The following is a 24,895-nucleotide window of genomic DNA, read 5'->3' as shown; positions in this document are numbered from 1 at the left end:
CCAGGGATCCCTGGGGCCCCCGCTCCCGGAGGACGGAGAGCGAAGCCCAGGGGTTGCCTCAGGCCGCGTCCCATGACGCGGAACTGCTGTTTCGAGGAGTCGAGTTGAACCGATGGCCGTGAGTAACCGCCCAAGCGGCGGCACGCTGCCGGTGGTCGGTCAGGCGTCGATCACCGCCGCCCGCACGCACAGGACGTCCGGCAGATGCGAGGCGAGCTGCTGCCAGCTGTCCCCGTCGTCCGCGCTCGCGTACAACTCGCCGTTGCGATTGCCGAAATAGACGCCGGCCGGGTCGGCGTCGTCCGTGCAGAGCGCGTCGCGCAGCACCGTGCCGTAGTGCGTCTCCTCGGGCAGGCCCGTCGACAGCGGCTCCCAGGTGCTGCCCGCGTCGGTGGTACGGAACACCCGGCAGCGGTGTTCGGCGGGCACCCGGTCGGCGTCGGCGTTGATCGGGAAGATGTAGGCCGTGTCCGCGCGGTGCGGGTGTGCGGACACGGCGAAGCCGAAGTCCGAGGGCAGTGTCTGCCCGATGTCGGTCCAGTGGTCCCCGGAGTCGTCGCTCCGGAAAACTCCCCAGTGGTTCTGGAGATAGAGCCGGTCGGGATCGACCGCGTCCCTCGCCACCTTGTGGACGCACTGACCGAACTCCGGGTCCGGGTCGGGCAGGAAGACCGCGGACACCCCCTTGTTCGACGGAGCCCAGCTCGCACCGCCGTCCTTGGTGCGGAACACCCCGGCCGTGGAGACCGCGACGGTCACGGCCCTGGCGTCCCTCGGGTCCGTCAGGATGGTGTGCAGTCCCTCGCCGCCCCCGCCGGGCACCCACTGAGAACGCGTCGGGTGCTGCCACAGCGGGCGGATCAGCTCGAACGACATCCCGCCGTCCTCCGAACGGAACAGCGCGGCGGGCTCGGTCCCCGCGTACACGACATCGGGCGCCTCGGGGCCCGCGGGATGCAATTGCCAGACCCGCTCCAGCGATGCCCCGGTGAACCGGGGGAACTTCACCGCCGGCTGCTGTGGCTCGACCCAGGTCCTGCCCAGATCATCGGAATGGAAGACCGAGGGACCCCAGTGCGCGCTGTCACCGCCGACCAGGAGGCGTGGGACCCGCCTGCGGGTGTCGATGGCGATCGCATAGACCGCCTGGGCCTTGAAATGCGGACCGTCGAACTCCCACGGGCCGCCGCGCCTGCGGCCGATGAAGAGTCCCTTGCGGGTGCCCACGGTGAGCAGTACGTCGGTCATGGCCGAACCTCCCGAAACGTCGTTGTGTCGGATATCGGCAAGTCTGCACCCGACCACTGACAGAGGGTCGCAGGGCAGCCCTGACACCCGGGCCCTGTTGCTTCCGTGACCGTCGTGGGTACGGTGCATGCAGATGTGGAAAGCGCTTGCAGAGCGCATGTCGAGCGTGTGCCGAACGCTTGCCGTGCGCTTGCCGAGCCGAGACCGAGGAGCAGCTGTGCCGACCTTCGAAGGGTTGCCCGGCGCCGTCGCCGTGTCCCACCTGCGGGTGTACGACTGGCCCACCGCGGACGGCCTGCGCGGCGGGACGCCCCATCTCCACCTCACCTGCTCCGAGGGGTACGTGGTGGTCGGCGGCACGGGCTCGGTGCAGACCCTCACCGCGTCGGGGTTCCGGCAGACACCGCTGGCGCCGGGCGCGCTGGTGTGGTTCACGCCGGGCACGATCCACCGGCTCGTCAACGAGGCCGGGCTGCGCATCGTCGTCCTCATGGAGAACAGCGGGCTGCCGGAGGCGGGCGATGCCGTACTCACCCTGCCCCCTGACCGCCTGGCGGACCCCGATGTCTACCGGGCGTCGGTCGCCCTGCCGGTCGGCGGCCAGGAAGCGGATCAGGAGCGGGCCGCCCGTGCTCGCCGCGATCTCGCCGTGGAGGGCTTTCTCGCCCTGCGCCGGGCCACCGAAGCGGGCGACCCCGAGCCGCTCGCCGCATTTCACCGGGCCGCGGCAGCGCTCGTAAGCCCGAGGGCCGAGGACTGGCGCGGGCGCTGGCAGCGGGGAGCCGCCGCCGCTTCCGAGGTGACCGGCGCCCAGCTCGACGCCGTGGCGCGCGGTGACGGCGGCTACCTCGCCGACGCGTGTGTGCACGCCGAACAGCCCTCCGCTTACGGAAAGTTCGGCCTGTGCGGCCGTCTGGACGTCTACCGGGGCTGACCGGCCCCGGTGGCGTGGGAGGCGGCCGAGCGGGTCAGGACCCGGGTCGTGCTGCCGTCCTCCTCCACGGTGTCCCGGACGTGCCGGAAACCGATCCGGCCCAGCAGTGTCAGTGACGCGGTGTTGTCGGCGGCCACCGTGGCATGTACCTCGGTGAGCCCGAGCGCGTCGAATCCGTACCCGGTCAGTGCCTGTGCGATCTCCGTGCCGAACCCCTGCCCCCAGGCGGTGGCGGCCAGTGCGTAGACGATCTCGTGGCCGCCCACGTCCGCCGAAGGCTTGATCTCCGCATGGCCGACGAACCGCCCCTCGTGCCGGACCGCCCAGACATCGAACAGCTCCTGTGCGTAGACCTTGCTGAAGATCCGCCCGAACAGGGCGCGGTCCTCCGTCTCGCTCTGGGGTCCTTCCCCCATCCAGCGGGATACCCGGGCGTCCTGGAAGAGGGCGACGAAGTCCTCCTCGTCGTCCGGCGTGTACGGCGCCAGGCGCAGGCGTGCGGTGTGCAGGGCGGGTGTCGTCATGGCCGGTGACGCTACGCAGTCTCCCGGGCGGTCCGCAACGCAATAGTCGCAGGCCGGCGCGCGCCCTGACCGGCCGGATGCGGGGTTCGGGAACCGGCCGGACACGGGATTCGAGATCCGGCCGGACGTAAGGAAAGAATTCGGTCCGAGGAAAGAATTCGGTCGGGCGAGAGGAAGCGTGGAGCGATGACGAGCGGGATCGAGGACGCCGAGGGGCGTGCGGCAGGCCTGGCGGTGAACCCCGTCGGAGCGCGGGTCGGGATCAGGGTCGAGGCGCCCTCGGGGGAGCTGTCGCTGAGCTGCACCCCCGCCCGGGCCCGGGAGCTGGCGGAGGCGCTCGTCCTCGCGGCGCACGAGGCCGACAGCGCGCGGTCGGCGGAGCCCGTCACCGTCAAGGCGCGCGAACTGCGTCGGGGGGACGTGCGGGACGGCGACCGGGCCATGACGGTGGACGACGTCAGGGTCGACGGTGCCACCGTCCACGTCACCTGGAAGTCCGGTGCCGGGCGCAGCTGGACCCAGGGCTATGACGCGGACGCCCACATCACGCTCCGAGTAGTACGAGAGTCATCGTAATTTGACGGGCGTCGTAGTACGGGATGTATCGTACTAGCGATTCTTCCGTACCCCGTCGAAACGGAGTCCGACGTGAGTGCCCTTTTCGAGCCCTACACCCTTCGGTCGCTGGTCATCCCCAACCGGATCTGGATGGCACCCATGTGCCAGTACAGCGCCGCACCGGACGGGCCCGACCAGGGCGTCGCGACCGACTGGCACTTCGCCCATCTCGCGGCGCGAGCCATCGGCGGCACCGGGCTCATCATCACCGAGGCGACGGCCGTCAGCCCCGAGGGCCGGATCAGCCCCGCCGACCTCGGCATCTGGAACGACACCCAGGTTGCCGCCTTCCGCCGGATCACGGCGTTCATCAAGGGGCAGGGTTCCGTCGCCGGCATCCAGCTCGCGCATGCCGGGCGTAAGGCGTCCACGGCGGCCCCCTGGCTGGGCGGCGGGCCGGTCGGGCCGGAGGCGCACGGCTGGACGCCCGTCGCCCCCAGCCCGCTGCCGTTCGACGAAGGCCACCCCGTGCCGCACGAGCTGACCGTGGACGAGATCCGGGGCATCGTCGACCAGTTCCGCGAGGCCGCTCGACGCGCTCTCGATGCCGGGTTCGAGGTCGCCGAGGTGCACGGCGCCCACGGATACCTCATCGGGCAGTTCCTCTCCCCGCACAGCAACCGGCGCACCGACGAGTACGGCGGCAGCTTCGAGAACCGCACTCGCCTCGCCCTGGAGATCGTCGACGCGGTGCGCGAGGTCTGGCCGCAGGAGCTGCCCGTCCTCTTCCGGATCTCCGCGACGGACTGGCTCACGGAGAACGACGAGGACGACCGCGAGGGCTGGACGGTCGACGAGACCGTGCGGCTGGCCGCGCGGCTCCAGGCCCACGGGGTCGACCTGCTGGACGTCTCCAGCGGCGGGAATGCCCCGCGCGCCCGCATCGCGACCGGGCCGGGGTACCAGGTCCCCTTCGCCGAGCGGGTCAGGGCCGAGACCTCGCTGCCGGTGGCGGCGGTGGGCCTGATCACCGAGCCTCAGCAGGCCGAGAAGATCATCACCGAGGGGCGGGCCGACGCCGTGCTCCTCGGGCGCGAACTGCTGCGCAGCCCGTCATGGGCCCAGGAAGCGGCCCGCGAACTGGGCGGCGAACTCCGCCAGCCGGAGCAGTACCTCCGCGCCGTCTGAGGCCCCGCACCGCCCCGGCCGGCCCCCGCACGCTGTGAAGCGTCAAGGGGTCCGGGGTCGGTCGGCGGGGAGGATGAAGGGCCGGTGCTCGCGGTGACATTGCCCGGGCACGGCAGATGCGTGAAGAGGTGCGGCGGCCCTGTCCGGTGCGTGTAGAACTACGACGAATCTCGTATTATGAAGGGCCCGACCAAGAAGAAATCCGAGCAACCCCAGGAAGTGGAGCCGACGTGACCGCCGCCAGCGCCCCTGCCACGAGTACCGCCGAGGCGGGCGGTCGCGTGCTCGACCACCCCGCGCGCGACGAGATCCGCATCGAGGGGGTGCTCCACGCGCTCTCCGACCCGATGCGACTGCGCATCGTCCGTGAGCTGGCCGCCGCCGACGCCGAACTCACCTGCTCCTGTTTCGAGCTGCCGGTCTCCAAGTCCACCTCCACGCACCACTTCCGGGTGCTGCGCGAGAGCGGAATCGTCCAGCAGATCTACCGGGGCACGGCCAAGATGAACGGGCTGCGGCGAGACGACCTGGACGCGCTGTTCCCCGGGCTCCTCGACAGCGTCCTCGACGCGGCGAACCAGCAGCTCCGGCGCGTCGGCGAGGGCCGCTAGGCCCTTTCGTCTCGATCAGGCCGGATCAGGCGCGGTGTCAGGGCACGCAGCCTCAGCCCCCGTCCCGCGTGGCGTTCAGCAGCCCCGCCCAGTCCGGGATCTTCACCCGCTCCCGGCCCAGTGACCGGCCGAGCGCCGCCTCCGCCCGCTCGATGGACAGCCAGCCGTCCCACTCCACCGGACGCAGCCCCCACGCCCGCAGCGCGGCCACCGGATCGGGTACCGCCGGGTGCCCGGTGAGCAGCGGGGCGTCGTCGAGCAGCGACGCCACCGTCTCCTTGGCACACGAGCGGTTCGAGCCGATCACCCCGGTCGGCCCCCGTTTGATCCACCCGGCGACGTACTCCCCGGGTGAGGGAACCCCGTCCCGCAGCACCCGCCCCGCCAGATGCGGCACCGTCCCGCGTACCGGGTCGAAAGGCAGTCCGGGCAGTGGGATCCCCCGGTAGCCGACCGCCCGCAGGACGAGCTGGGCGTCGATGTCTTCGTACGTACCGGCGTCGCGTACACCCCCGCTGCCGTCCGGCACGGTCCGGGCGAACCGGACCCCGGCCACCCGGCCGTCCCGCTCCAGCAGTTCGACGGGGCGGAGGAAGAACCGCAGGCGGATGTTGCGCGGCGGATGCCCGCCGGGGCCCGCGCCCTCGCTGCCGGCCGCGGCCCAGTCGCGCAGGACCTCGACATTGCGCCGGGCCGCCGCCGTCGGGAGCGGTGCGTTCGGCGGTGAGGACTGGGCGGGGGCCTGCTGGGCGGACGGATTCGCGTACGCCGGATCGAGGGCGAGCTCCGTCTCGTCCACCAGGACCCGGGCGTGTGGCAGGCTGCTCAGCTCGCGCAGCTCCTTGGTGGTGAACCTGGCCTGTGACGGTCCGCGTCTGCCCGCCATGTGGATCTCGCGCACCCGGCTGCCCGCCAGTGCGCCGAGCGCACCGTGCGGCACGTCGGTCGGGTGCAGCTCCTGTGCGCTCCGCGCGAGAATCCGCGCCACGTCCACCGCCACGTTGCCGACCCCGATCACCACGGCCGAACGCGCCCGTAGCGGGAAGCCGTCGGCCGCCGCGTCAGGGTGTGCGCTGTACCAGGAGACGAACTCGGTGGCGGAGAAACTGCCGGGCAGATCCTCGCCGGGGACGGCGAGCGAACGGTCGGTCGCGGCCCCGACGCAGTAGACCACCGCGTCGTAGAGCTTGCCGAGCCGCTCGGGCGGAATCCCGCCCCCGCCCACCTCGACGTTCCCGAGGAAGGTGATCCGCTCGTGCTCCAGAACGGTCCGCAGACTGTTCTGCAGCGACTTGATCTTCTCGTGGTCCGGCGCGACGCCGTAACGCACCAGGCCGTACGGGCAGGGGAGCCGGTCCAGCACATGGACCCGGACATCGGGAACCCGGTCCTGCGCGACCAGGGCCTGAGCGGTGTAGACCCCGCTGGGACCGGAGCCGACGACGGCGACACGGAGCACGGCGCACCTCTTCCCGGAGGATGCCTCCAGCATGGCACCGGTGGGCGGAGCGGGGGAGAGGCGCGCCGGGGCCGTCGTCAGGACGACATCGTGCGCATCCGGTCGATCTCCACCGTCTGCTGTGCGACCACGTCGCCGGCCATCTCCTCGATCTGCACGTTGTTCCCCTCCGCGAGCACCTCGGTCGCCATCGTGATCGCCCCTTGGTGGTGGGTGATCATCAACTTCAGGAAGAGCTTGTCGAAGGCCGCGCCGTCCGCCGCGCGCAACTTCTTCAGCTGCGCCTCGGTCGCCATCCCGGGCATCGCCGAGTGGTCGTGGGCGGATTCGCGCTTCGCTCCGCCGTTGTGCGTGAGCCACCCCTCCATGGCGCCTATCTCCGGCTTCTGGCCGGCGGTTATGCGCTCGGCGAGCCGCTTGACCGAGGAGGAGCCGGAACGCGAGGGGGCGAGTCGGGTCATCTCCAGGGCCTGGGCGTGGTGTTGGATCATCATCTGCGCATAGCGGTAGTCGGCGGAGTTGGGGCGGTCGTCCCCGGCGGCCTTCGCGGCTTCCTCGGCGGAGAGCGTCCTTGCGGGCTCCCCCGGCTTTCCGGGGGCCACCACCGAAGGACCTCCGCCCGCCCGGGCCTTGGTGCGGTTCTCGACGCCCCCCGCATCGCACCCGGCGAGGGCGAGAACGGCCGAAACGGCAACTGCGACAAGAGCGGAGCTACGTACACACATGGTCTGACGGCGGATCAACAAGTGGGACCTCCATGGCCATATGGGGTGGTTGCCGACCGTCCTAACACGCTTCCGCACGGCAGCGATCAGAAACTTTCATTACGTCTCTGTTGCCATCTGTTGGGATCACCATGACAAGGACGATACTGCCGAGGTCCGTGAACCGTTCAACTACGTTCGGATCCATGGGAGGACGCAGTGATTTCGTTGCACACGAGCCCGGTGCGGCGCAGACGGCTGGGCGTGGCGACGGCAGCCGCCGGCCTGCTGGCCACGTTGCTGATGGCCGGACCCGCGGCCGCGACGCCCGACCCCGGGGACCGGGGTGAGGCCCGGACGGGCGTCTTGGCCGCCCAGCAGGCCGAGGCCAAGGCTGCGATCGAGAGCGGCGAAGTGCCAGGCGTGGACGAGATCGTCCACAGCTCCAACATCACTCATCTGGCCAACGTCCCGAAGGACGCGCTCAAGGGCCTCAACACGGACCTGGCTTTCCAGGGGAAGTACGCCTTCGCCGGAAACTACGACGGTTTCCGGATCTTCGACATCAGCAACCCCAGCGCCCCGAGGACGGTCTCGCAGGTTCTCTGCCCCGGCTCGCAGAACGACATATCGGTCTCGGGAAACCTGCTCTTCCTGTCCACCGACTCCTCGCGCAGCGACAACTCCTGTGCCAGCACCACCCAGCCCGCCACGGAGAAGTCCTCCTGGGAGGGCATGAAGGTCTTCGACATCAGCGACAAGCGCAACCCGAAGTACGTCGCCGCCGTCGAGACCGCGTGCGGATCGCACACCCACACGCTGGTTCCCGAGCGCAAGAACGTGTACGTGTATGTCTCCTCGTACTCGCCGAGCGCGACGTTCCCCGACTGCCAGCCGCCGCACGACGGGATCTCCGTCATCAAGGTGCCGCGCAACGCGCCCGAGAAGGCGGCGGTCGTGAACTTCCCGGTGCTCTTCCCGGACGGCGGCAACCCGGGTGCCCCGGACAACCCGGGCGTCTCCAAGACCACCGGCTGCCACGACATCACCGTGCTGCCCTCGAAGGACCTGGCCGCGGGTGCCTGCATGGGCGACGGGCTGCTGTTCTCCATCAAGGACCCGGAGAACCCGAAGATCATCGACCGGGTGCAGGACAATGTGAACTTCGCGTTCTGGCACTCGGCGACGTTCAACCAGACGACGGACAAGGTCGTGTTCACCGATGAGCTCGGCGGCGGTGGCGCGGCCACCTGCAACGAGGAGATCGGCCCGAAGCGCGGCGCCAACGGCATCTACGACATCGTGGGCAAGGGCGACCACCGCAAGCTGGTCTTCCGCAGCTACTTCAAGATCGACCGCCCGCAGGCCGACACCGAGGTCTGCGTCGCCCACAACGGCTCGATCATCCCGGTCAAGGGCCGCGACCTGATGGTCCAGGCCTGGTACCAGGGTGGGGTGTCGGTCTGGGACTTCACCGACTCGTCGAAGCCGAAGGAGATCGGCTACTTCGAGCGCGGCCCGGTCAGCACCGACGCCGTCACCACGGCCGGCCCGTGGTCGGCGTACTACTACAACGGCTACATCTACTCCAACGACATCGCCAAGGGCTTCGACATCCTGAAGCTCGACGACCGGCGGACCGACCCGGCGAAGCGGGTGCGGCTGGACGAGCTCAACGTGCAGACCCAGCCGGACTACTTCGACCGCTGACCGACCGGATCCACTGCCTGACCGGAACCTCCACCCGGCCGGATCCATCACCGGACCGGATCCACTGCACGACTGGGTCCACTGCACGACTGGGTCCATCACCCGACCGGAACCTCCACCCGGCCGGATCCACCGCGAAACAAGGTGTCCCGCAGGGCGGATCCACCGCCCTGCGGGACAGCGCGGTTCGGGGCGGCGCCCTGCGGGGGCAATGCGGCGCGGGACGGCGCGGTGCCAGGGACTGTCCGGCGGATCATGGCCGGGGTCGCGGCGCCTGGCACGGCACCTCGCGGCGTTGCCGAAACGTCCGAACAGCTCCGCTATCAAGACGCTCCGGCGCCTTGCGATGCACCGCACCGGACGTCGCGCCCTGTCCGACCCTGATCCGCCGGACAGTCCCCAGGCTAGGCGGCGGACCTGCCGCCGCCCGTCGCAGCGGCCCACTCCACCAGCAGGCGCTGGTACTGCTCCTCGTCCTCGGGGGACAGGCAGCCGCCCGAGCGCTGCCACAGCTCACGGATCTCTTTGTTCACCACGGCGGCGGTGCGCGGGGAGTCGGAGGAGCACGGAGAACGGGACATACATACAGGCTAAGGCCCCGATGTGACAATCAGACCCATTGGGCGTCAGGGACATCTCTCACATGTCTGTCAGGCAACGCCCGGCACCAGTCCGAGCGTCCGCAGTCCGTCGGGCCGCTCCGCCACCGGCAGATGGTGCACAAACCGCACGTCACAACCCAGTGCGGCGGCCCCGCCGTCCGCGTTCCGGTCGTCGCCGACCATCACCACATCCGCCGGATCCAGCCCGAGATTTGTGCAGGCGGTGTGGAAGATCCGTGAGTCCGGCTTCTGGATGCCGAGCTCGCACGACAGCACATACGTGTCGATCAGGGGGTCCAGACCGTGCGCCCGGAAGACCGGCCGCAGGTCCCAGCCGATGTTGCTGACCACACCGATCCGGATTCCGCTGTCGTGCAGCGCGCCGAGCACCTCCGCCGCGTCCGGATACGGCTCCCAGGCGGCCGGTGTCCGATGCCGCTCGTACAGCGCGTCGTACAGGCCGGGATCCGGCAGGGCCACCTGCCGGGCCAGTCCGGTGTACGCCTCCCGGTGGAGTTCCGCGCACTCGTCACGGGTGGCGTACGCGGCGGCGAGCCGGGCGGGTACGTGCCGGGGAGGCGGGCCGCCCGGCAGTGCCCCGGCGGCCTCCAGCTCGCCCACGCACCGTTCGAAGTCGGCCTCGCTCACCGTCACCCCCTGCTCGGCGAGGACCGCGCGCAGCCAGGACCGGACGGACTCGATACGGAAGAGAGTCCCGGAGAAGTCGAAGAGCACACCCTTGATCTGCATGGCTGCGATCCTCCCCGGCACGGGGGCGGCTCGACAAGGCGGGTCACCCGGTGCCGTGGGAGGGCGGGACGCGACCGCTCGGGGCCGGCTCAGGGACGGCCGGGCGCCGGGGGCCCGCCGCGCCGCTCGTACCGGGCGAATCCGGCGATCGCGAAGGCCACGAGGGAGACCCCCAGCAGCCAGCCGGCCAGTACGTCGCTCAGCCAGTGCACACCCAGGTAGAGGCGGGTCAGACCCACCCCGACGACCGATACGCACGCCACGACCAGCGCCGTCCGCCACAACCGGGGCCCGAGGCCGTACCGGCGCAGCAGCCACAGCAGCAGGCCGCAGCTCACCGTCGCCGTCATCGCGTGACCGGACGGGAACGCCGCATAATGCGCCGAATCCACCGGGTCCGGCCACTGCGGCCGCTCCCGGCCGACCGCGGACTTCAGCCCCTGCTGCACCAGAGTGCCCAGCACGCTCGTCGCCGCGACCCACACCGCGAGCAGCCGCTCCCCGCGCCACCACAGCGCCACCACCGCCACCGTGATCAGGGCGCGCATGGTCCACGGATCCCAGACCCAGTCGGTCAGGATCCGGTTGACGTGGACCAGGCCGGGTTCGGCCACCGCCCTGCGGTGCAGGGCGTCCGCGACGGTACGGTCCAGCGTCATCAGCGGCGACCAGCGCACGGCGACGAGGATCAGTACGACCAGCGCGAGAAGCGCGCAGACCGCACCCGCTTTGAACGGTGTGACACGGGAACGCGTACGGTCGGGCGGGGGGAGCTGCGTGGACGGCATGGGGTGATCTTCGCGGAAGGCCGGCGGCCCTGGCTATCGCAGCGCGCTGAGTCCTGGAATGAAGGCCACCAGAAGCGGGACCACCGGCACCAGCGCGGCCGCCGCGGTCAGCCGGAGCCGACGGCCCGCGGTGAGCCGGTCGGCCGGGGTCAGCAACCGGTTCACCCGCAGCGGCAACTGCGCGTCCGCAGCCGGGCAGGGGCCGAACACGCCCCGGTCCTCGTTGAGTTCCACCAGTGCCAGGGCGATCGTCAGCCGTCCGAAGCGCTTCGATGCCACGTCGTCCGCGGCCAGTTCGACCAGCCTGTGCATCTCGTCGCGGAACGCCGCGAACACCGGCACCTGCGGGAACCCGGTCGCCAGCGCGCCGGAGCAGTGCAGCAGCCAGTCGTGCCGTGCGTTGGCGTGCCCCTGCTCATGGGCCAGCACCGCATCCAGCTGACGGCCTTTCAGGCGCCTGAGTGCCGTGGTGGTGATGACCAGTTGAGGTGCGGAGCCCGGCAGCCACCAGGCGTCCGGGCGCTCGCCCTCCAGCACTACGAGACGTCCGCTGCCGGGTTTTTCGCCCGGCATCAGCGGGGCACGCACCAGGAGTTCGGCGCGCCGCTGCCTGCGACGCACCTGGGCCCGGTGGATCTCCCGGGTCAGCATCACCGCCGACCACAGCCCGCCGAGCGCCAGCAGCACGGCCATGGCGGCGGACCACCGGCCGTGCCCACCCAACGCGTAGGCCTCCACCACCGCGTGCGGCGCCGGCGCGAACACATGCCCGCGCACCGCCTGCCAGGCGGCGGCCGCGCTGAACGTCATGGAAAGCGCGAAGGAGAGCAGCACCCCGGCCACCACGCACTGCCACACCCACAGCGCCACGACGGGCTCGCGCTCCGGCCACCGGGCCCTGGCCATCAGCCGCGGGGTCAGGACGGCGGCCAGTGCACCGAGCAGCAGCAGTGCGAGGGAGACCAACATGACGTCAGCCTATGGGGGCGCGGTACCCACGGGTATGGCTGTGCGCGGCAAGTGACGCAGACCACGGTTTGACCGGCCGGCTGTCTCACAGAGCGAGCAGCATCGCGAACATGGCCATCCCCATCGTCAGCCGGCAGGCGAGCGCCAGCTCGGGCCGCGCGATCCAGAAGCCGTCGTCCGGGCCACCGCCGCCGCCCACCGGGACGGCGGCGGCCACGGGTATCAGCCGGGCCCCCGACCGCAGCACGTACACCGCGTAGTAGGCGAGCAGCAGCCCGGTCAGCACCGGGACGCCCCCGGCCGCCGCGACCCCGTGTCCCAGGTGTCCGCCGTGCGCCGCAGCGCCGCCGCCCGGTGCCATCGTCAGGGCCATGTAGACCATCGCCGAGGACCCTACGAGATGGTGCAGATGGTGTCCGCTGCGCCGCGAGAACCACAGCGCGCGCAACGAGGCGGCCCCGAACAGCGCCGCGTACACCGCCCATGCCCACGCGGGGGGTGTCACGACGGCCGCCGGCACCGCCATGGCGGCCATGCCGAACCCCATCAGCGCCTCCGCGCGCGCGGTCCTGCGCCCCTCCCCGGTCTCGCCGCGGGTGCGCAGCAGGCAGTACGCACCCGTCGTCGCGCACAACGCCATCAGCAGCCAGCCCGACATCGCCGATCCGTGCACAGCGCACCTCCCCCTGGCAGTACGACGCGGTCCCCTTGGTCGATGCCCGGACAAGGACCGTCGTACGCGGCGCATTGAAGTACAGGGGGAGCGCGCGGCAGGAGCGTTTTTCCCGCCGCGCGCTGCGTTTTTCGTCCTCCCGTCAGCCGATCAGCCCTCCCGTCAGCCGAGAGTGAGCGACTTGAAGGCACGTGCCTGCTCGGTGATGGCCCGCTCCGTGGGCAGCCGTTCCATGGAAGAGGCGCCGAAGAATCCGGCGATCCCTGTGGTGTGCTCCAGGACGTAACGGGCGTCCTCCGGTTCGGCGATCGGGCCGCCGTGGCAGAGCACGACGATGTCTGGATTGACGCGCTTCGCGGCGTCGTGCATCTCCTGCACGGCGGTGGCGGCCTGATCGAGTGTGAGCGCGGTCGAGGCGCCGATGGACCCCTTGGTGGTCAGCCCGACGTGCGGTACGAGGACATCGGCGCCCGCCCGCGCCATTCCGGCGGCCTGATCGGGGTCGAACACGTAGGGCGCGGTGAGCAGATCGCGTTCGTGGGCCTGGCGGATCATGTCGATCTCCAGACCGAAGCCCATGCCGGTCTCCTCCAGGTTCTCGCGGAACCTGCCGTCGTAGAGCCCGACGGTGGGGAAGTTCTGCACGCCGGTGAAGCCGATGCCCTTCAACTGGTCGAGGAAGTTGCCCATGATCCGGAACGGGTCGGTGCCGCACACCCCGGCGAGCACGGGAACGTCCCGCACCACGGGCAGGACCTCGCCCGCCATGTCGAGCACGATGGCGTTGGCGTCGCCGTACGGCAGCAGGCCCGCCAGCGAGCCCCGCCCGGCCATCCGGTACCGGCCGGAGTTGTAGATGATCAGCAGGTCGACGCCGCCGGCCTCCGCGCACTTGGCGGACAGGCCGGTGCCTGCGCCCGCGCCTATGACGGCCTTGCCTGCTGCGACCTGCTCGGTCAGGCGCGACAGGGCTTGGTTGCGGTTCACGGATGGACTCCTGATTCGGTCGGTGGTTTTCTCGCCGCTGAGACGTGCGGATGCGAGGCTCAGACGTTCGGGTGCGAACGTTCCCGGGTGCTGATCAGCTGGTGGAGGTGGTCGGCGGCGGCGACGCCGAACGACGTGTCGTTGAGATGCGCGCCGATCTCGCGCAGATCGACGGCGCTGCCCCGCAGGGCGGCGCGCAGGGCGGCCAGCCCGGCCGCGTCGGCCTCCGGATCGTGGAACGGCCCGCCCTTGGCGTCCACGGCGGAGATGCCTCCCAGCGGCCAGAGGACCGCGGTCGGGCCTTGCGCCGAGGCCAGCTTCTGCCCCATGGAGGCGCCGAGTCCGGTCATCTCCTCGGCCGTGGTGCGCATCAGTGTGACGGTGGGGTTGTGCACGAGCAGCCGGCGATCCGCGAAGCGTTCCGGAACGGTGTCGGCGGGGCCGAAGTTGACCATGTCCAGCGCGCCGGGCGCGACCACCTGAGGCACGCCGGCCCGGCCCGCCGCGGTGAGCCGGTCGGGGCCGGCGCTCAGCACGCCGCCGACCAGTTCGTCCGCGAGCTCGGTGGTGGTCAGGTCCAGGACACCCGCGAGGAACCCGCCCGAGGCGAGCTTCTCCAGTGCCCGGCCGCCCGCACCGGTGGCGTGGAAGACCAGGACCTCGTAGCCCAGCTCGTCCAGCCGCCGGCGGGCGGCGTCGACCGCGGGCGTGGTGACGCCGAACATGCTGGCGCCGATCAGCGGGGGCCCCTGGGGCCGCGACTCGTTCAGGCTCTGCTCGTGGTGGATGGCCATGCCGGCCGCCGCCGCCACCGCGTTGCCCATGATCTGCGAGGACACCGAGTTGATGCCCGCCACGTCGACGACGCTGTACATCATGGTGATGTCGCTGCTGCCCACGTACGGCGACACGTCCCCGCCGGCCATGGTGGACACCAGCACCTTCGGGACGCCGATGGGCAGCGCCTGCATGGCGCGCGCGGCGATGAACGACCCGCCGCTCCCGCCCACCGCCAGCACCGCGTGCAGCTGCCCCTCGCGGTGCAGATCACCGACGATCCGCTCGACCCCCTCGGCCATGGCGGACACCGCCGCACCGCGGTCCCCGTCGGCGCGCAGCGCCTCCAGACCGTGCCCGGCGCGGCGCGCGACGGCCGCCGCGTCGACGTCACCCGTGACCGTGCCCGCCGGCGACGGCATCACCCCGGCATCGACGAGGACCACGTCGCAGCCCGCTTCGCGGAGCCGCGCCGCGAGCCACTCGTACTCCGCCCCCTTGGTGTCCAACGTCCCGACGAGCACCACGGTCGCCATGTTCCTGCTCCTTTGCAACGGCGTCCTCCCGATCATGTGCGAGCCGTCGGAGGGCGGCAAAGACCACTTGGGCGCAATTGGCCTGCGGTGGGCGACGACCAGTGCACGGACCGCAGATGATGGGGGGATGGACCGCATTCCTCCCACCCGGCTGTCCCGTCTGCTCACCGGGTGGTCCAAGGACGGCACGGGCGCGATGCCGCGACTGCTGGCCGAGGCGCTGCGCGAGCTGGCGCAGCGCGGCGACGTGGCACCGGGCACGGTGCTGCCCTCCCAGCGCGCCCTGGCTGCGGCGCTGGGCGTCAGCCGCTCCACGGTGACGGCCGCATACGGGCTGCTGGAGGCCGAGGGGTGGCTGGAGAGCCGGCAGGGCAGTGGCTCCCGGCTGCGGGGTTCCGGCGCGGTGGGCGAGCCGGCGACCGAGGGGCGGCTGGCCAGCTTCGGGACCAGGGACGGCGGCATCGACCTGTCCAGCGGGGCGCTGGACGGCCTGCCCGCGGTCGCGGCGGCCGTCGGTGACCTGTCGGCCGGTGACCTCACCGCCGCGCTGGCCGGCGACGGGTACCTCCCGTACGGGCTGCCCGAACTCCGCGAGGGGATCGCCGAGTACCACCGCTCGGCGGGCCTGCCGACCTCTGCGGAACAGATCCTGGTGACCGCCGGGTCCCAGCAGGCCGTCTGGCTGATCACCCAGGGCCTGGTCGAACCCGGTGACACCGTGATCGTGGAGGACCCCACCTACCGCGGCGCGCTCGAAGCGCTGCGCGGCCGGGGCGCCCGGCTCGTCCCGCTGCCCGCGGGCGGGGCGCACGGCGCCCGCGCGCTGGCCCGGCTGGCCGGCCACGTCCGGCCCCGCCTCGTCTATCTGCAACCGTCCGTCCACAACCCCACCGGACGCGGCATGGACGAGCCCACCCGCCGCGCCTGGGCCGCCGTACTGGCCGAACAGGGCCTGTACATGGTGGAGGACAACGCCTACGCCGAACTGTCCCTGCTCCACGACGCCGCGCCCGGCTCCCTCGCCGGCCTGCTGCCGCCCGCCGCCACGGCCACCGTGGGCACCCTGTCCAAGCTCTTCTGGGGCGGCCTCCGGCTGGGCTGGATCAGGGCCTCCACCACCGTGATCCGGCGCCTGGCCGACATCAAGAGGTCCGTCGATCTGTCGTGCCCGGTGGTGGATCAGATGCTGGCCGTGAAGCTGCTGGGGCAACTGCCCGAGGCCCGCGCCCGGCGCCGCTCCCGGCTGCGTGAACGTCTGGCGGAGACCGAACGGCTGCTGCGAGAGCAGCGGACCGGCTGGCGGTGGGAGCGCCCCGCCGGTGGTTCCGCCCTCTGGGTGGAGATCCCGGGCGCCGATGCCGAAGCCACCGCCCAGCTGGCCCGCCGAGCGGGCGTACTGATCGTGCCCGGTCCGGCCTTCTCCGCCGTGGACGGCTTCCGCCACCACGTGCGACTTCCCTTCGCCGACGACGACGGTGGCCTTGCGAAGGCCCTGCCCGTGCTCGTCGACTGCGCGCGGCGCAGCCGCGCCCCGCACTGACGGCGCCACCACCGGCTCAGGGGCGATACCGCAGTGGATGGTCCACCGGGACCTCCACCAGCACGATCCGGTGCCCGTCCGGATCGCGGATCCACATCTCGATCAGTCCCCACGGCTCGCGAACCGGCTCCCGCAGCACTTCGACGCCGCGGGCCGACAACTCCTGGTGCGCCGCCCGCACGTCCGCGACCTGCATCCACAGCCGGAGGCCGGGCACCGGCGGCTCGGCGGCGCGTCCGGACACCTCCAGGAAGCCGCCGCCGAGGAAGTAGACCGTGCCCCGCTCGGGGCCGGTGCCGAACTCCCGGTAGACGGGCAGCCCGAGGGACTGGCCGTAGAAGACGCGGGACCGTTCGGGATCGGCCGGGCGCAACAGGATCCGGCTGCTCAGCACATGAACCATGCGCCCGAATCTAGTTCGGGCCCGCCGGGTTACGCTGCTCCGGCACGGCCACAGCACAGAAACGGAGAGTCACGCCCATGGACACCGCCCCCGCCCAGGACCCGGGACAGCTGACCTTCCGTGACGCCGCCGACGCCGATGTGCCCGCGCTGGTGACGCTGATCGAGTCGGCGTACCGCGGGGACTCCAGCCGGTCGGGCTGGACCACCGAGGCAGACATCCTGCAGGGGCAGCGGACGGATCCGGACGGTGTGCGTCAGGTCCTCGAAGCGCCCGGCAGCCGGCTGCTCGTGGTGGAGCGCGACGGTGGGCTCGTCGCCTGCTGCCAGCTCGAACGCCGCGGCGATGCCGCCTACTTCGGGATGTTCGCGGTCCGTCCCGGATTGCAGGGGGCGGGGCTCGGCAAGGTGATCATCGCCGAGGCCGAGCGTACCGTCCGGGAGAGCTGGGGCGTGAGCGAGATGCACATGACCGTGATCTCGGTGCGCGAGGAGCTGATCGCCTGGTACGAGCGGCGCGGCTACCGCCGTACGGGAGAGCTCAGCCCGTTCCCGTACGGCGACGAGCGCTTCGGTATTCCGCAGCGTGACGACCTCGCCTTCGAGCTGCTGGTCAAGGACCTCGTCTGACCGGGACCGCGATCAGGCGGTGAAGCGGCCGGCGCGGCGGATCTCCGGGTAGTCGGTGGTCGCCCCGTCCAGCCGCAGGGCGCGGGCCAGCCGCAGATGGTCCTGGGTGTTCACCACCCAGCCGATGACCTTCAGCCCCTCGGCGTGCGCCCGTTCGGTCACCTCCAGGGTGAGGCGGCGGATGTTCAGCGCCAGCGTCGCCGCCCCCACCGCCTTCGCACGGTCCACCACATCGCCCTGCCAGCGGCTGGCGATGAGCACGGTCCGTACCCCCGGCACAAGCCGGGCGATCTCGGCCACCGCCTCGTCGTGGAACGAGGACACCTCGACCCGGTCGACGAGATCGCGTCGCAGCATCACCTCGGCCAGCGCGCGGGCGGCCGCCGCGTCCTTGATCTCGGCCTGCACGGGGGACCGCACGGCGTCGAGCACCTCCTCGAAGACCGGAACCCGCTCGCCCTGTCCGGCATCGAGTTCCCGCAGTTCGGACAGGGTCTTCTCGTTGATCGGCCCGGTGCCGTCGGTCGTACGGTCCACATCGGCGTCGTGCATGACGGCCAGCGCGCCGTCCTTGCTCAGATGAAGATCCAGCTCGATCACGTCCATTCCGGCCCGTTCCGCGTGGACGAACGAGCGCACGGTGTTCTCGGGCTCGACACCCATCACTCCGCGATGTCCGATGGTGAGAAAAGACAAGGCAACCCGCTTCCGTCGACGGCGTCTCCCCCGTGCGGTTCCTACCCACGAGACACTGCGGCATACGGCGAACCGGCAGCCCCGACCCCACTGGCGGAGCGGTGAAGGGGCAGACACCCGCAATGCGCGCGCAGCCGACGGAAGTAGCCGCCGAGCACGTTCTGCACAGGAAGAATCGCGGTGTTCATGGGGGGTGGCAGGATAATTTTCTGGGCCCCACTTGTCTCAAGGAACCGCACATGGATACGGTTGCCCAACGCGAGGTTCTCCTGTGGAGGAAGTGTTATGACGGAAATTCTTGTGCAGGACGCTGCTGCGGGCGGCATAGCCACGGATCAGAGGGTGGTCGATCATCCCGCCTGGCCCGCACTCAAGAATGCCGTGGAGGAGATCCGCCCCTGGCAGTCGAAGGACGGTTCCATCGACTTCGAGGCCGAGGGCGCGCCGTCCCCCGAGGCCGCACGGTCGACGCTGGACCGTGTGATCGCCGCGGTCGAGGAGCTCTCCCCGCTGCTGCCGCACGACGCCGCGTACCACCGCGCCCTCGCCGCGGACCTGCGCCGCTGGGCCGCGGACGGCTTCGGCGTACCGGATTTCCTGGACTCGCTGCTCGCCTTCCAGCCGGCCAAGGACCGCGCCGACGGTCTGCAGCACCTGGCCGTCTTCGCGATGTACACGCAGAACGGCAACCCGGACCGCAACCTCGAAGCGGTCGTGCTGCGGATGGTGTGGCCCGAGTGGCTGGCCGAGCTCGAAGCCACCCGCTACGACAACCCGCTGTTCTGCGGCATCACCTTCGAGGACTTCACCTCGGGCTACGACACCAACTCCGCCGTGCTCTTCCCGGAGACCATCGCCGTGCGCGAGGCCCCCGAGCGCTTCAGCTGGGGCGGCATCTTCTGTGACCGCGAGGCGGCCCGCTTCCGCCGGGTCACCGAGGCATCGGTCGAGCTGCTCGGCGTCGAGCTGCCCGACGACATCCGGGAGATGGTCTCCGACCAGCAGCGCTGCGAGCAGGCGTTCGTCCTGTGGGACATGGTCCACGACCGCACCCACAGCCACGGCGACCTGCCCTTCGACCCCTTCATGATCAAGCAGCGCCAGCCGTTCTGGATGTACGGCCTGGAGGAGCTGCGCTGCGACCTCACCGCCTTCAAGGAGGCCGTGAAGCTGGAGGCCGAGGGCAACGCGCACGGCCGTGACGTCCAGTACGCCGTCCTCTTCGACCGGATGTTCCGCTTCCCCGTCACCGGCGAGCGCGTCCGCAACTACGACGGTCTCGGCGGCCAGTTGCTCTTCGCGTACCTCCACAAGCACGACGTCGTCCGCTGGACCGACAACACGCTGAAGATCGACTGGGACCGCGCCCCGCAGATCACCAACCAGCTCTGCGCCGAGATCGAGAAGCTCTACCGCGACGGCATCGACCGCCCCAAGCTGGTCCACTGGTTCGCCGCGTACGACCTGGTCTCGACCTACCTCGCCCCGCACCCGGGCTCCCGCTGGGCCAAGGGCCCGGACGCGCTGGACCTGTCGCAGCCGCCCCGTAAGCTCGTCGACGATGTGCTTCCTGACGAGTTTCCCCTGAGCATGTTCTATGAGGCGCTCTCCAAGAAGCTGAAGAACGTGATCGCCTCGACCAAGGGGATCACCGCTGCGGATGCCGAGCGGGCAGCCGCGTGAGCGCCGGGTCTGAGGAGGCGGTGGCCATGAACGGAAACGGCAAGGGCAACGGGAGCGGTGCTCTCGAAGGCGCCGTGGTCGCGGTGGCCGGGGCCGCGGGCCCGGCCGGGCGGGCCACACTGATGAGGCTGGCCGAGGCCGGTGCGACGGTCGTCGCCTCCGATGCGGACGCCGCCCGCCTGGCCGAGGCGGTCGACGCCGCGCGCTACGCCCACGGCGGCGCCACCGTCACCGGTGACACGGTCGATCTGCTGGACCTCGGTGCCGCCCGCGAATGGGCGGACAAGACCGAGAAGGAATTCGGCCGGATCGACGGCCTGGTCCACCTCGTCGGCGGCTGGCGCGGCGGCGCGAGCTTCGCCGAGACCGACCTCGCCGACTGGAACCTGCTGGAGAAGCTACTGATCCGCACGGTCCAGCACACCTCGCTCGCCTTCCAGGAGGGCCTCCAGCGCAGCGACCGGGGCCGCTACGTGCTGATCAGCGCGGCCGGGGCGTCCAAGCCCACCGCGGGAAACGCCGCCTACGCCGCGTCGAAGGCGGCGGCCGAGGCATGGACGCTCGCGCTCGCGGACGCGTTCCGCAAGGCGGGGGGCGAGGAAGGGCCCAGGACCGCGGCTGCGATCCTGGTCGTCAAGGCACTGGTGCACGACGCGATGCGCGCCGAGCGCCCCAATGCGAAGTTCGCGGGCTTCACGGACGTCAAGGAGCTGGCAGATGCCATCGCCGGCGTCTGGGACCGGCCCGCCCCGGAAGTGAACGGAAAGCGCCTGTGGCTGACCCCACAACCGTAAGGACCGACGCGCGGCGCCACCACGACCCGCAGATCCGCGGTTTCGCCAGCGACAACTACGCGGGCACCCACCCGGAGATCCTCGCAGCGCTCGCCCTCGCCAACGGCGGTCACCAGATCGCCTACGGCGAGGACGAGTACACCGAGCACCTCCAGCGTGTCATGCACAGCCACTTCGGCCCCACCGCCGAAGCCTTCCCGGTCTTCAACGGCACCGGCGCCAACGTCGTCTCCCTCCAGGCGATGACCGACCGCTGGGGCGCGGTGATCTGCGCCGAGTCCGCCCACATCAACGTGGACGAGGGCGGCGCCCCGGAGCGGGTGGGCGGCCTCAAGCTGCTCACCGTGCCCACCCCGGACGGCAAGCTCACCCCCGAGCTCATCGACCGGCAGGCATACGGCTGGGACGACGAGCACCGTGCCATGCCGCAGGTCGTCTCGATCGCCCAGAACACCGAGCTGGGCACGGTCTACACACCCGACGAGATCCGCGCCATCTGCGACCACGCCCACGGGCACGGCATGAAGGTCCATCTGGACGGGGCCCGGATAGCCAACGCCGCGGCGTCGCTGGACGTGCCGATGCGTACGTTCACCAACACCGTCGGCGTCGATGTGCTGTCCTTCGGCGGTACGAAGAACGGGGCGATCTTCGGTGAGGCCGTGGTCGTCCTGAATCCGGACGCCGTCCGTGCCATGAAGCACCTGCGCAAGCTGTCCATGCAGCTCGCGTCGAAGATGCGCTTCGTCTCCGTACAACTGGAGGCGCTGCTCGCCGGGGACCTCTGGCTGCGCAACGCCCGGCACGCCAACGCGATGGCCCAGCGGCTCGCCGAGGGTGTGCGGACGGTGGATGGTGTGGAGATCCTCCACCCCGTCCAGGCCAACGCCGTCTTCGCCCGGCTGCCCCACGAGGTGAGCGAGCGGCTGCAGAAGCGCTTCCGCTTCTACTTCTGGGACGAGGCCGCCGGCGATGTCCGCTGGATGTGCGCCTTCGACACGAGGGAGGACGACGTCGACGCGTTCGTCCTCGCCCTGAAGGAAGAGATGGCGAAGTAGTCAGAACTCGATAATTGCCGAATAGGTATGCGGTCGATCGGAAAGTCATTGACTCCCGGTCGGCCGCACATCTACGCTCGGCGCCCATGGAACTGGTCCAGCAGGTCCCTGAACTCTCCGCCTACCTGGCCGTCGACGAGGCCATCGACCACGAGCATCCGCTGGTGCGGGAGACGGTCGCCGAGCTCCGTGGTGACACCAGCGACGCATACGCATACGCGTCCGCCGCCTATGCCTTTGTACGCGACACCATTGCGCACTCCGCCGATTCCGGCGACATGCGGGTCACCTGGCGTGCCTCCGACGTCCTCGCGACGCGCAACGGCATCTGCCATGCCAAGTCCCACGCCCTGGCCGCCCTCCTGCGCGCGGCGGGCATCCCGACCGCTCTCTGCTACCAGGCCCTCGCCGCCGACGACGACGGGGGGCCCGGTCCCGTGCACGGGCTGATCGCGATCCGGCTGCCCGGCCATGACCGCTGGTACCGCCAGGACGCCCGCGGCAACAAGCCCGGCGTCGACGCGCAGTTCTCGCTCGACGAGGAGCGGCTGGCCTGGCCCGTCCACCCCGAGATCGGCGAGGTGGACTACCCGCTCCTGTACGCGGCCCCGCATCCGGCGGTGCTGCACGGCCTGCGGTCCGCCGAAGACCGCCCGCAGCTGTGGCGCACGCTTCCCACAGCGCTCTGAGCGAACGAAACGACGACGCGCCGGGCCGGCGACGTCGCACACCGAGCCGGACGCACGGCGCTCCGGGCCCAAAGGCGTCACTCCGGGCAGTGGGTCGACGTCCGCTCCCCGGAGTGACGTTTCGGCCGCGTCAGCTCCTTTCCCGCACCTCGGCGGGGGTCGGGGCCGTACCGCCGAGGTGGGCGGGGACCCACCAGGTGTCGCTCGCGTCCTTCGGGCGCACGGGATAAGCGCGCTGGGCCGCCTCCAGGAGCTCCTGGACCCGCTCCCGCAGCCGCCGCGTGATCGCGCCCGCGTACTGGTCGGTGGGTGCCTCCACGGGCTCGCCGACCCGGATCGTCACCGGCACGTGATTGCGCTTGAGATTGCGCGGCCGGCCCTTGGTCCACAGCCGCTGCGTCCCCCACAGCGCCATCGGGATCAGCGGTACGCCGGCCTCCTGGGCCAGCCGGGCGGCACCCGACTTGAAGCTCTTCAGCGTGAACGACTCCGAGATGGTGGCCTCGGGGAAAACACCGACGATCTCGCCGGCGCGCAGCGAGGCGAGCGCGTGCGCATACGCGTCCTCACCCTGCCTGCGGTCGACGGGGATGTGCTTCATGCCGCGCATCAGCGGTCCCGAGATCTTGTGCCGGAAGACCGACTCCTTCGCCATGAAGCGGACCAGCCGCTTCTGCGGCAGGGCCGCGAGCCCGGTGAAGATGAAGTCCAGATAGCTGATGTGGTTGCTCACCAGTACCGCGCCACCGGTCTTCGGGATGTGCTCGGAACCCTGAGTGTCGATCTTCAGGTCAAGCGCCTTGAAAAACGTACGAGCGGCGCCGATGACCGGCCGATAGACGAGTTCTGCCATCTGGGGAAGACCCTTCTTCAGCGCCTGAGGAGGGTTCTCCCGGCGGAAGTTACGCAGCCGTAGGTTTGCGGCATTGCGCCGATCGTGCCCCATGCGCGACGCGGTGGCCAGTCTCCGAGGGCTCGGGGCGCGAGATTCTCGTCACGTGGAACCTCCGGGAATGTCTCGCGGGCCGGTGGCGCTGACCTCTTGCGATGAGCTCTGACAGGAGGCCGAAGGTGGACGGGCAGACGTGTGGAGAGCCGCTGGACGCGGCCCGGCTCGGCGCCGAACTGGGGGAGCGGGCCACCCTCGTGCAGTTCTCCAGCGCGTTCTGTCAGCCCTGCCGGGCCACCCGCCGGACCCTCGCCGAGGTGGCGCGCATGGTGGACGGCGTGGCCCATGTGGAGATCGACGCCGAGGCGCATCTCACCCTCGTACGGGAGCTGGAGATCGGCCGCACGCCGACCGTGCTGGTCCTCGACGCGGCCGGCCGGATCGTCCGACGGGCCGTCGGCCAGCCGCGCACCGTCGACGTGGTCGCCGCTCTGGGGCGGGCGATGTGACGGACAGTGATACATCTCCCACATCGCGGAACGGCCTTGACTGCACCCGCCATGCATCGTCAGTCTGACGCTATGCCGCCGCAATTCCTTCTCTACGGCCGGGTCCACGTGGATCTCGCCCGCAACGCGAGTGCGCGCTGTCCGGGTGCCTGAGCAACCTCGGCCCTGTACGCCACTTCCGCGGAAGGACATGTCCATGACGGCATCGCCCGAGCTCGGCACCACCCGCACGGCCTCTCCCGAACTGCTCCGCTCGGTCTTCCGGCAACACGCCGCCGGCGTGGCAGTGATCACCGCCGCAGGTGACCGTCCGGTCGGCTTCACCGCCACCTCCCTCAACTCCGTGGCCGCCGAGCCACCGCTGATCTCCTTCGGGGTCGGCACCTCGTCCTCCAGCTGGCCGGTCCTGGCCGAGGCCGAGCACATCGGCGTCCACATACTCGGCGAGCACCAGCAGGAGCTGGCCGCCACATTCGCCCGCAGCGGCGCCGACCGCTTCGGCCCGTCCACCTATTGGCGCAGTGGGCCCGAAGGAGTCCCGGTGCTCGACGGCGTACTGGCGTGGCTGGTCTGCCGCGTGGTCGCACGCGTCCCGGCCGGGGACCATCGCATCGTGATCGCACAGGCCGTGGTCGGGGATCCCGCCGGAGGCGGCCGTCCGCTGATCTATCACCAGGGCCGTTTCAACGCGCTGCGGGACTGACTGCGCCCAGGCGCCACACGGGTTGCCGTACGTTGGGCATATCACAGTTCCGAGCGCTTGCTCATGGGTGAGCTGCTGGGTGTACTGGCTAGTAATATTTCCGGTCGAGGTGTCGGTCGCCCCGACCGGAAACCGCCCCATCAGGCGCCTATGCTGCGTGCAACAAGGCAGCCCGGAAATGACGATGCAGTAGGAGAGCCGGCGTGAGCTTGAGGATCGTTGTCTGTGTGAAGTACGTGCCCGACGCCACCGGTGACCGGCATTTCGCCGATGACCTGACGGTG

Annotated in this window: 27 protein-coding genes and 1 pseudogene; 14 read left to right on the top strand and 14 right to left on the bottom strand. The window is 70.7% G+C overall.

Features of this window, described 5'->3' with window-relative positions; all coding sequences use genetic code 11:
- Positions 1-159 precede the first annotated feature (159 nt).
- Positions 160-1,248 (bottom strand): WD40/YVTN/BNR-like repeat-containing protein, encoded by a 1,089-nt coding sequence (locus tag ACIRJP_RS16020; RefSeq protein ID WP_404173530.1) that lies wholly within the window; start codon positions 1,246-1,248, stop codon positions 160-162.
- A gap of 217 nt (positions 1,249-1,465) precedes the next feature.
- Here ACIRJP_RS16020 and ACIRJP_RS16015 point away from each other — a divergent pair, with 217 nt between their 5' ends.
- A complete protein-coding gene (locus ACIRJP_RS16015) occupies positions 1,466-2,182 on the top strand; it encodes a cupin domain-containing protein (protein ID WP_404173527.1) in 717 nt (238 codons plus the stop codon).
- On the opposite strand, the gene ACIRJP_RS16010 is transcribed toward ACIRJP_RS16015, so the two are convergent.
- Positions 2,170-2,706, bottom strand: coding sequence for a GNAT family N-acetyltransferase (locus ACIRJP_RS16010; RefSeq protein WP_404173524.1), 537 nt, complete (start codon positions 2,704-2,706; stop codon positions 2,170-2,172). The two genes, ACIRJP_RS16015 and ACIRJP_RS16010, sit on opposite strands and share 13 nt — an antisense overlap.
- Before the next feature lie 186 nt (positions 2,707-2,892).
- Here ACIRJP_RS16010 and ACIRJP_RS16005 point away from each other — a divergent pair, with 186 nt between their 5' ends.
- The 3 genes from ACIRJP_RS16005 (at position 2,893) to ACIRJP_RS15995 (ending at position 5,063) form a co-directional block, all read left to right on the top strand.
- On the top strand, positions 2,893-3,282 hold the full coding sequence (locus tag ACIRJP_RS16005; RefSeq protein ID WP_404173521.1) for a hypothetical protein: 390 nt from the start codon (positions 2,893-2,895) through the stop codon (positions 3,280-3,282).
- Positions 3,283-3,354: 72 nt separating this feature from the next.
- Complete coding sequence (locus ACIRJP_RS16000) at positions 3,355-4,452, top strand: NADH:flavin oxidoreductase/NADH oxidase (protein ID WP_404173518.1); 1,098 nt, start codon at positions 3,355-3,357, stop codon at positions 4,450-4,452.
- A 230-nt stretch (positions 4,453-4,682) separates the two neighbouring features.
- The gene (locus ACIRJP_RS15995; protein WP_404173515.1) at positions 4,683-5,063 is read left to right on the top strand and encodes an ArsR/SmtB family transcription factor; all 381 of its coding nucleotides are present in this window, start codon (positions 4,683-4,685) and stop codon (positions 5,061-5,063) included.
- Positions 5,064-5,115: 52 nt separating this feature from the next.
- Here ACIRJP_RS15995 and ACIRJP_RS15990 read toward each other — a convergent pair whose 3' ends face one another.
- Both ACIRJP_RS15990 and ACIRJP_RS15985 read right to left on the bottom strand, forming a co-directional pair.
- Complete coding sequence (locus ACIRJP_RS15990) at positions 5,116-6,522, bottom strand: FAD-dependent oxidoreductase (protein ID WP_404173512.1); 1,407 nt, start codon at positions 6,520-6,522, stop codon at positions 5,116-5,118.
- A 77-nt stretch (positions 6,523-6,599) separates the two neighbouring features.
- Positions 6,600-7,247, bottom strand: a complete 648-nt coding sequence (locus ACIRJP_RS15985; protein WP_404173509.1) for a DUF305 domain-containing protein — start codon at positions 7,245-7,247, stop codon at positions 6,600-6,602.
- A gap of 198 nt (positions 7,248-7,445) precedes the next feature.
- Here ACIRJP_RS15985 and ACIRJP_RS15980 point away from each other — a divergent pair, with 198 nt between their 5' ends.
- Entirely contained in the window at positions 7,446-8,936 is a 1,491-nt protein-coding gene (locus ACIRJP_RS15980) for an LVIVD repeat-containing protein (protein ID WP_404173506.1), read from the top strand.
- A gap of 404 nt (positions 8,937-9,340) precedes the next feature.
- Here ACIRJP_RS15980 and ACIRJP_RS15975 read toward each other — a convergent pair whose 3' ends face one another.
- From ACIRJP_RS15975 to ACIRJP_RS15945, 7 genes are all read right to left on the bottom strand, one after another.
- A complete protein-coding gene (locus ACIRJP_RS15975) occupies positions 9,341-9,517 on the bottom strand; it encodes a hypothetical protein (RefSeq protein ID WP_404173503.1) in 177 nt (58 codons plus the stop codon).
- Positions 9,518-9,586: 69 nt separating this feature from the next.
- The gene (locus tag ACIRJP_RS15970) at positions 9,587-10,288 is read right to left on the bottom strand and encodes an HAD family hydrolase (RefSeq protein WP_404173500.1); all 702 of its coding nucleotides are present in this window, start codon (positions 10,286-10,288) and stop codon (positions 9,587-9,589) included.
- A gap of 89 nt (positions 10,289-10,377) precedes the next feature.
- Positions 10,378-11,076, bottom strand: a complete 699-nt coding sequence (locus ACIRJP_RS15965; protein WP_404173497.1) for a phosphatase PAP2 family protein — start codon at positions 11,074-11,076, stop codon at positions 10,378-10,380.
- 33 nt (positions 11,077-11,109) lie between these two features.
- Entirely contained in the window at positions 11,110-12,045 is a 936-nt protein-coding gene (locus tag ACIRJP_RS15960; protein ID WP_404173494.1) for a M56 family metallopeptidase, read from the bottom strand.
- Between the two features lie 85 nt (positions 12,046-12,130).
- Positions 12,131-12,718, bottom strand: a complete 588-nt coding sequence (locus tag ACIRJP_RS15955) for a DUF5134 domain-containing protein (RefSeq protein WP_404173491.1) — start codon at positions 12,716-12,718, stop codon at positions 12,131-12,133.
- Between the two features lie 162 nt (positions 12,719-12,880).
- On the bottom strand, positions 12,881-13,705 hold the full coding sequence (locus ACIRJP_RS15950; protein WP_404173488.1) for a phosphoenolpyruvate hydrolase family protein: 825 nt from the start codon (positions 13,703-13,705) through the stop codon (positions 12,881-12,883).
- 59 nt (positions 13,706-13,764) lie between these two features.
- A complete protein-coding gene (locus tag ACIRJP_RS15945; protein ID WP_404173485.1) occupies positions 13,765-15,018 on the bottom strand; it encodes a Tm-1-like ATP-binding domain-containing protein in 1,254 nt (417 codons plus the stop codon).
- A gap of 127 nt (positions 15,019-15,145) precedes the next feature.
- On the opposite strand from ACIRJP_RS15945, the gene ACIRJP_RS15940 reads away from it, so the two are divergent.
- A complete protein-coding gene (locus tag ACIRJP_RS15940) occupies positions 15,146-16,558 on the top strand; it encodes a PLP-dependent aminotransferase family protein (RefSeq protein ID WP_404173482.1) in 1,413 nt (470 codons plus the stop codon).
- 16 nt (positions 16,559-16,574) lie between these two features.
- On the opposite strand, the gene ACIRJP_RS15935 is transcribed toward ACIRJP_RS15940, so the two are convergent.
- On the bottom strand, positions 16,575-16,961 hold the full coding sequence (locus ACIRJP_RS15935) for a VOC family protein (RefSeq protein WP_404173479.1): 387 nt from the start codon (positions 16,959-16,961) through the stop codon (positions 16,575-16,577).
- 77 nt (positions 16,962-17,038) lie between these two features.
- Between ACIRJP_RS15935 and ACIRJP_RS15930 the strand changes: the two genes are divergently transcribed.
- On the top strand, positions 17,039-17,590 hold the full coding sequence (locus ACIRJP_RS15930) for a GNAT family N-acetyltransferase (protein WP_404173476.1): 552 nt from the start codon (positions 17,039-17,041) through the stop codon (positions 17,588-17,590).
- Positions 17,591-17,602: 12 nt separating this feature from the next.
- On the opposite strand, the gene ACIRJP_RS15925 is transcribed toward ACIRJP_RS15930, so the two are convergent.
- Positions 17,603-18,253, bottom strand: a complete 651-nt coding sequence (locus tag ACIRJP_RS15925; RefSeq protein ID WP_404173473.1) for a glycerophosphodiester phosphodiesterase — start codon at positions 18,251-18,253, stop codon at positions 17,603-17,605.
- A gap of 318 nt (positions 18,254-18,571) precedes the next feature.
- Between ACIRJP_RS15925 and ACIRJP_RS15920 the strand changes: the two genes are divergently transcribed.
- The 4 genes from ACIRJP_RS15920 to ACIRJP_RS15905 all read left to right on the top strand — a co-directional run bounded on the left by ACIRJP_RS15920 (position 18,572) and on the right by ACIRJP_RS15905 (position 22,510).
- Entirely contained in the window at positions 18,572-19,969 is a 1,398-nt protein-coding gene (locus ACIRJP_RS15920; RefSeq protein WP_404173470.1) for a DUF6421 family protein, read from the top strand.
- A gap of 26 nt (positions 19,970-19,995) precedes the next feature.
- A complete protein-coding gene (locus ACIRJP_RS15915) occupies positions 19,996-20,763 on the top strand; it encodes an SDR family NAD(P)-dependent oxidoreductase (RefSeq protein ID WP_404173467.1) in 768 nt (255 codons plus the stop codon).
- The gene (locus ACIRJP_RS15910) at positions 20,742-21,821 is read left to right on the top strand and encodes a low specificity L-threonine aldolase (RefSeq protein WP_266735054.1); all 1,080 of its coding nucleotides are present in this window, start codon (positions 20,742-20,744) and stop codon (positions 21,819-21,821) included. Before ACIRJP_RS15915 ends, ACIRJP_RS15910 begins: the two co-directional genes overlap by 22 nt.
- A gap of 86 nt (positions 21,822-21,907) precedes the next feature.
- Entirely contained in the window at positions 21,908-22,510 is a 603-nt protein-coding gene (locus ACIRJP_RS15905; protein ID WP_404173464.1) for a transglutaminase domain-containing protein, read from the top strand.
- Between the two features lie 130 nt (positions 22,511-22,640).
- Here ACIRJP_RS15905 and ACIRJP_RS15900 read toward each other — a convergent pair whose 3' ends face one another.
- Complete coding sequence (locus tag ACIRJP_RS15900) at positions 22,641-23,363, bottom strand: lysophospholipid acyltransferase family protein (protein WP_351253534.1); 723 nt, start codon at positions 23,361-23,363, stop codon at positions 22,641-22,643.
- Positions 23,364-23,581: 218 nt separating this feature from the next.
- On the opposite strand from ACIRJP_RS15900, the gene ACIRJP_RS15895 reads away from it, so the two are divergent.
- From ACIRJP_RS15895 to ACIRJP_RS15885, 3 genes and pseudogenes are all read left to right on the top strand, one after another.
- A complete protein-coding gene (locus tag ACIRJP_RS15895; RefSeq protein WP_404173461.1) occupies positions 23,582-23,908 on the top strand; it encodes a TlpA family protein disulfide reductase in 327 nt (108 codons plus the stop codon).
- A 196-nt stretch (positions 23,909-24,104) separates the two neighbouring features.
- Complete coding sequence (locus tag ACIRJP_RS15890; protein WP_388663727.1) at positions 24,105-24,611, top strand: flavin reductase family protein; 507 nt, start codon at positions 24,105-24,107, stop codon at positions 24,609-24,611.
- A gap of 203 nt (positions 24,612-24,814) precedes the next feature.
- Positions 24,815-24,895 (top strand): annotated as a pseudogene (locus ACIRJP_RS15885) (electron transfer flavoprotein subunit beta); the annotation flags it as partial.

The organism is Streptomyces sp. NPDC102437 (genome assembly GCF_044765565.1).
Taxonomy (GTDB): domain Bacteria; phylum Actinomycetota; class Actinomycetes; order Streptomycetales; family Streptomycetaceae; genus Streptomyces.
This window is presented reverse-complemented; position numbering and strand designations above follow the sequence as displayed.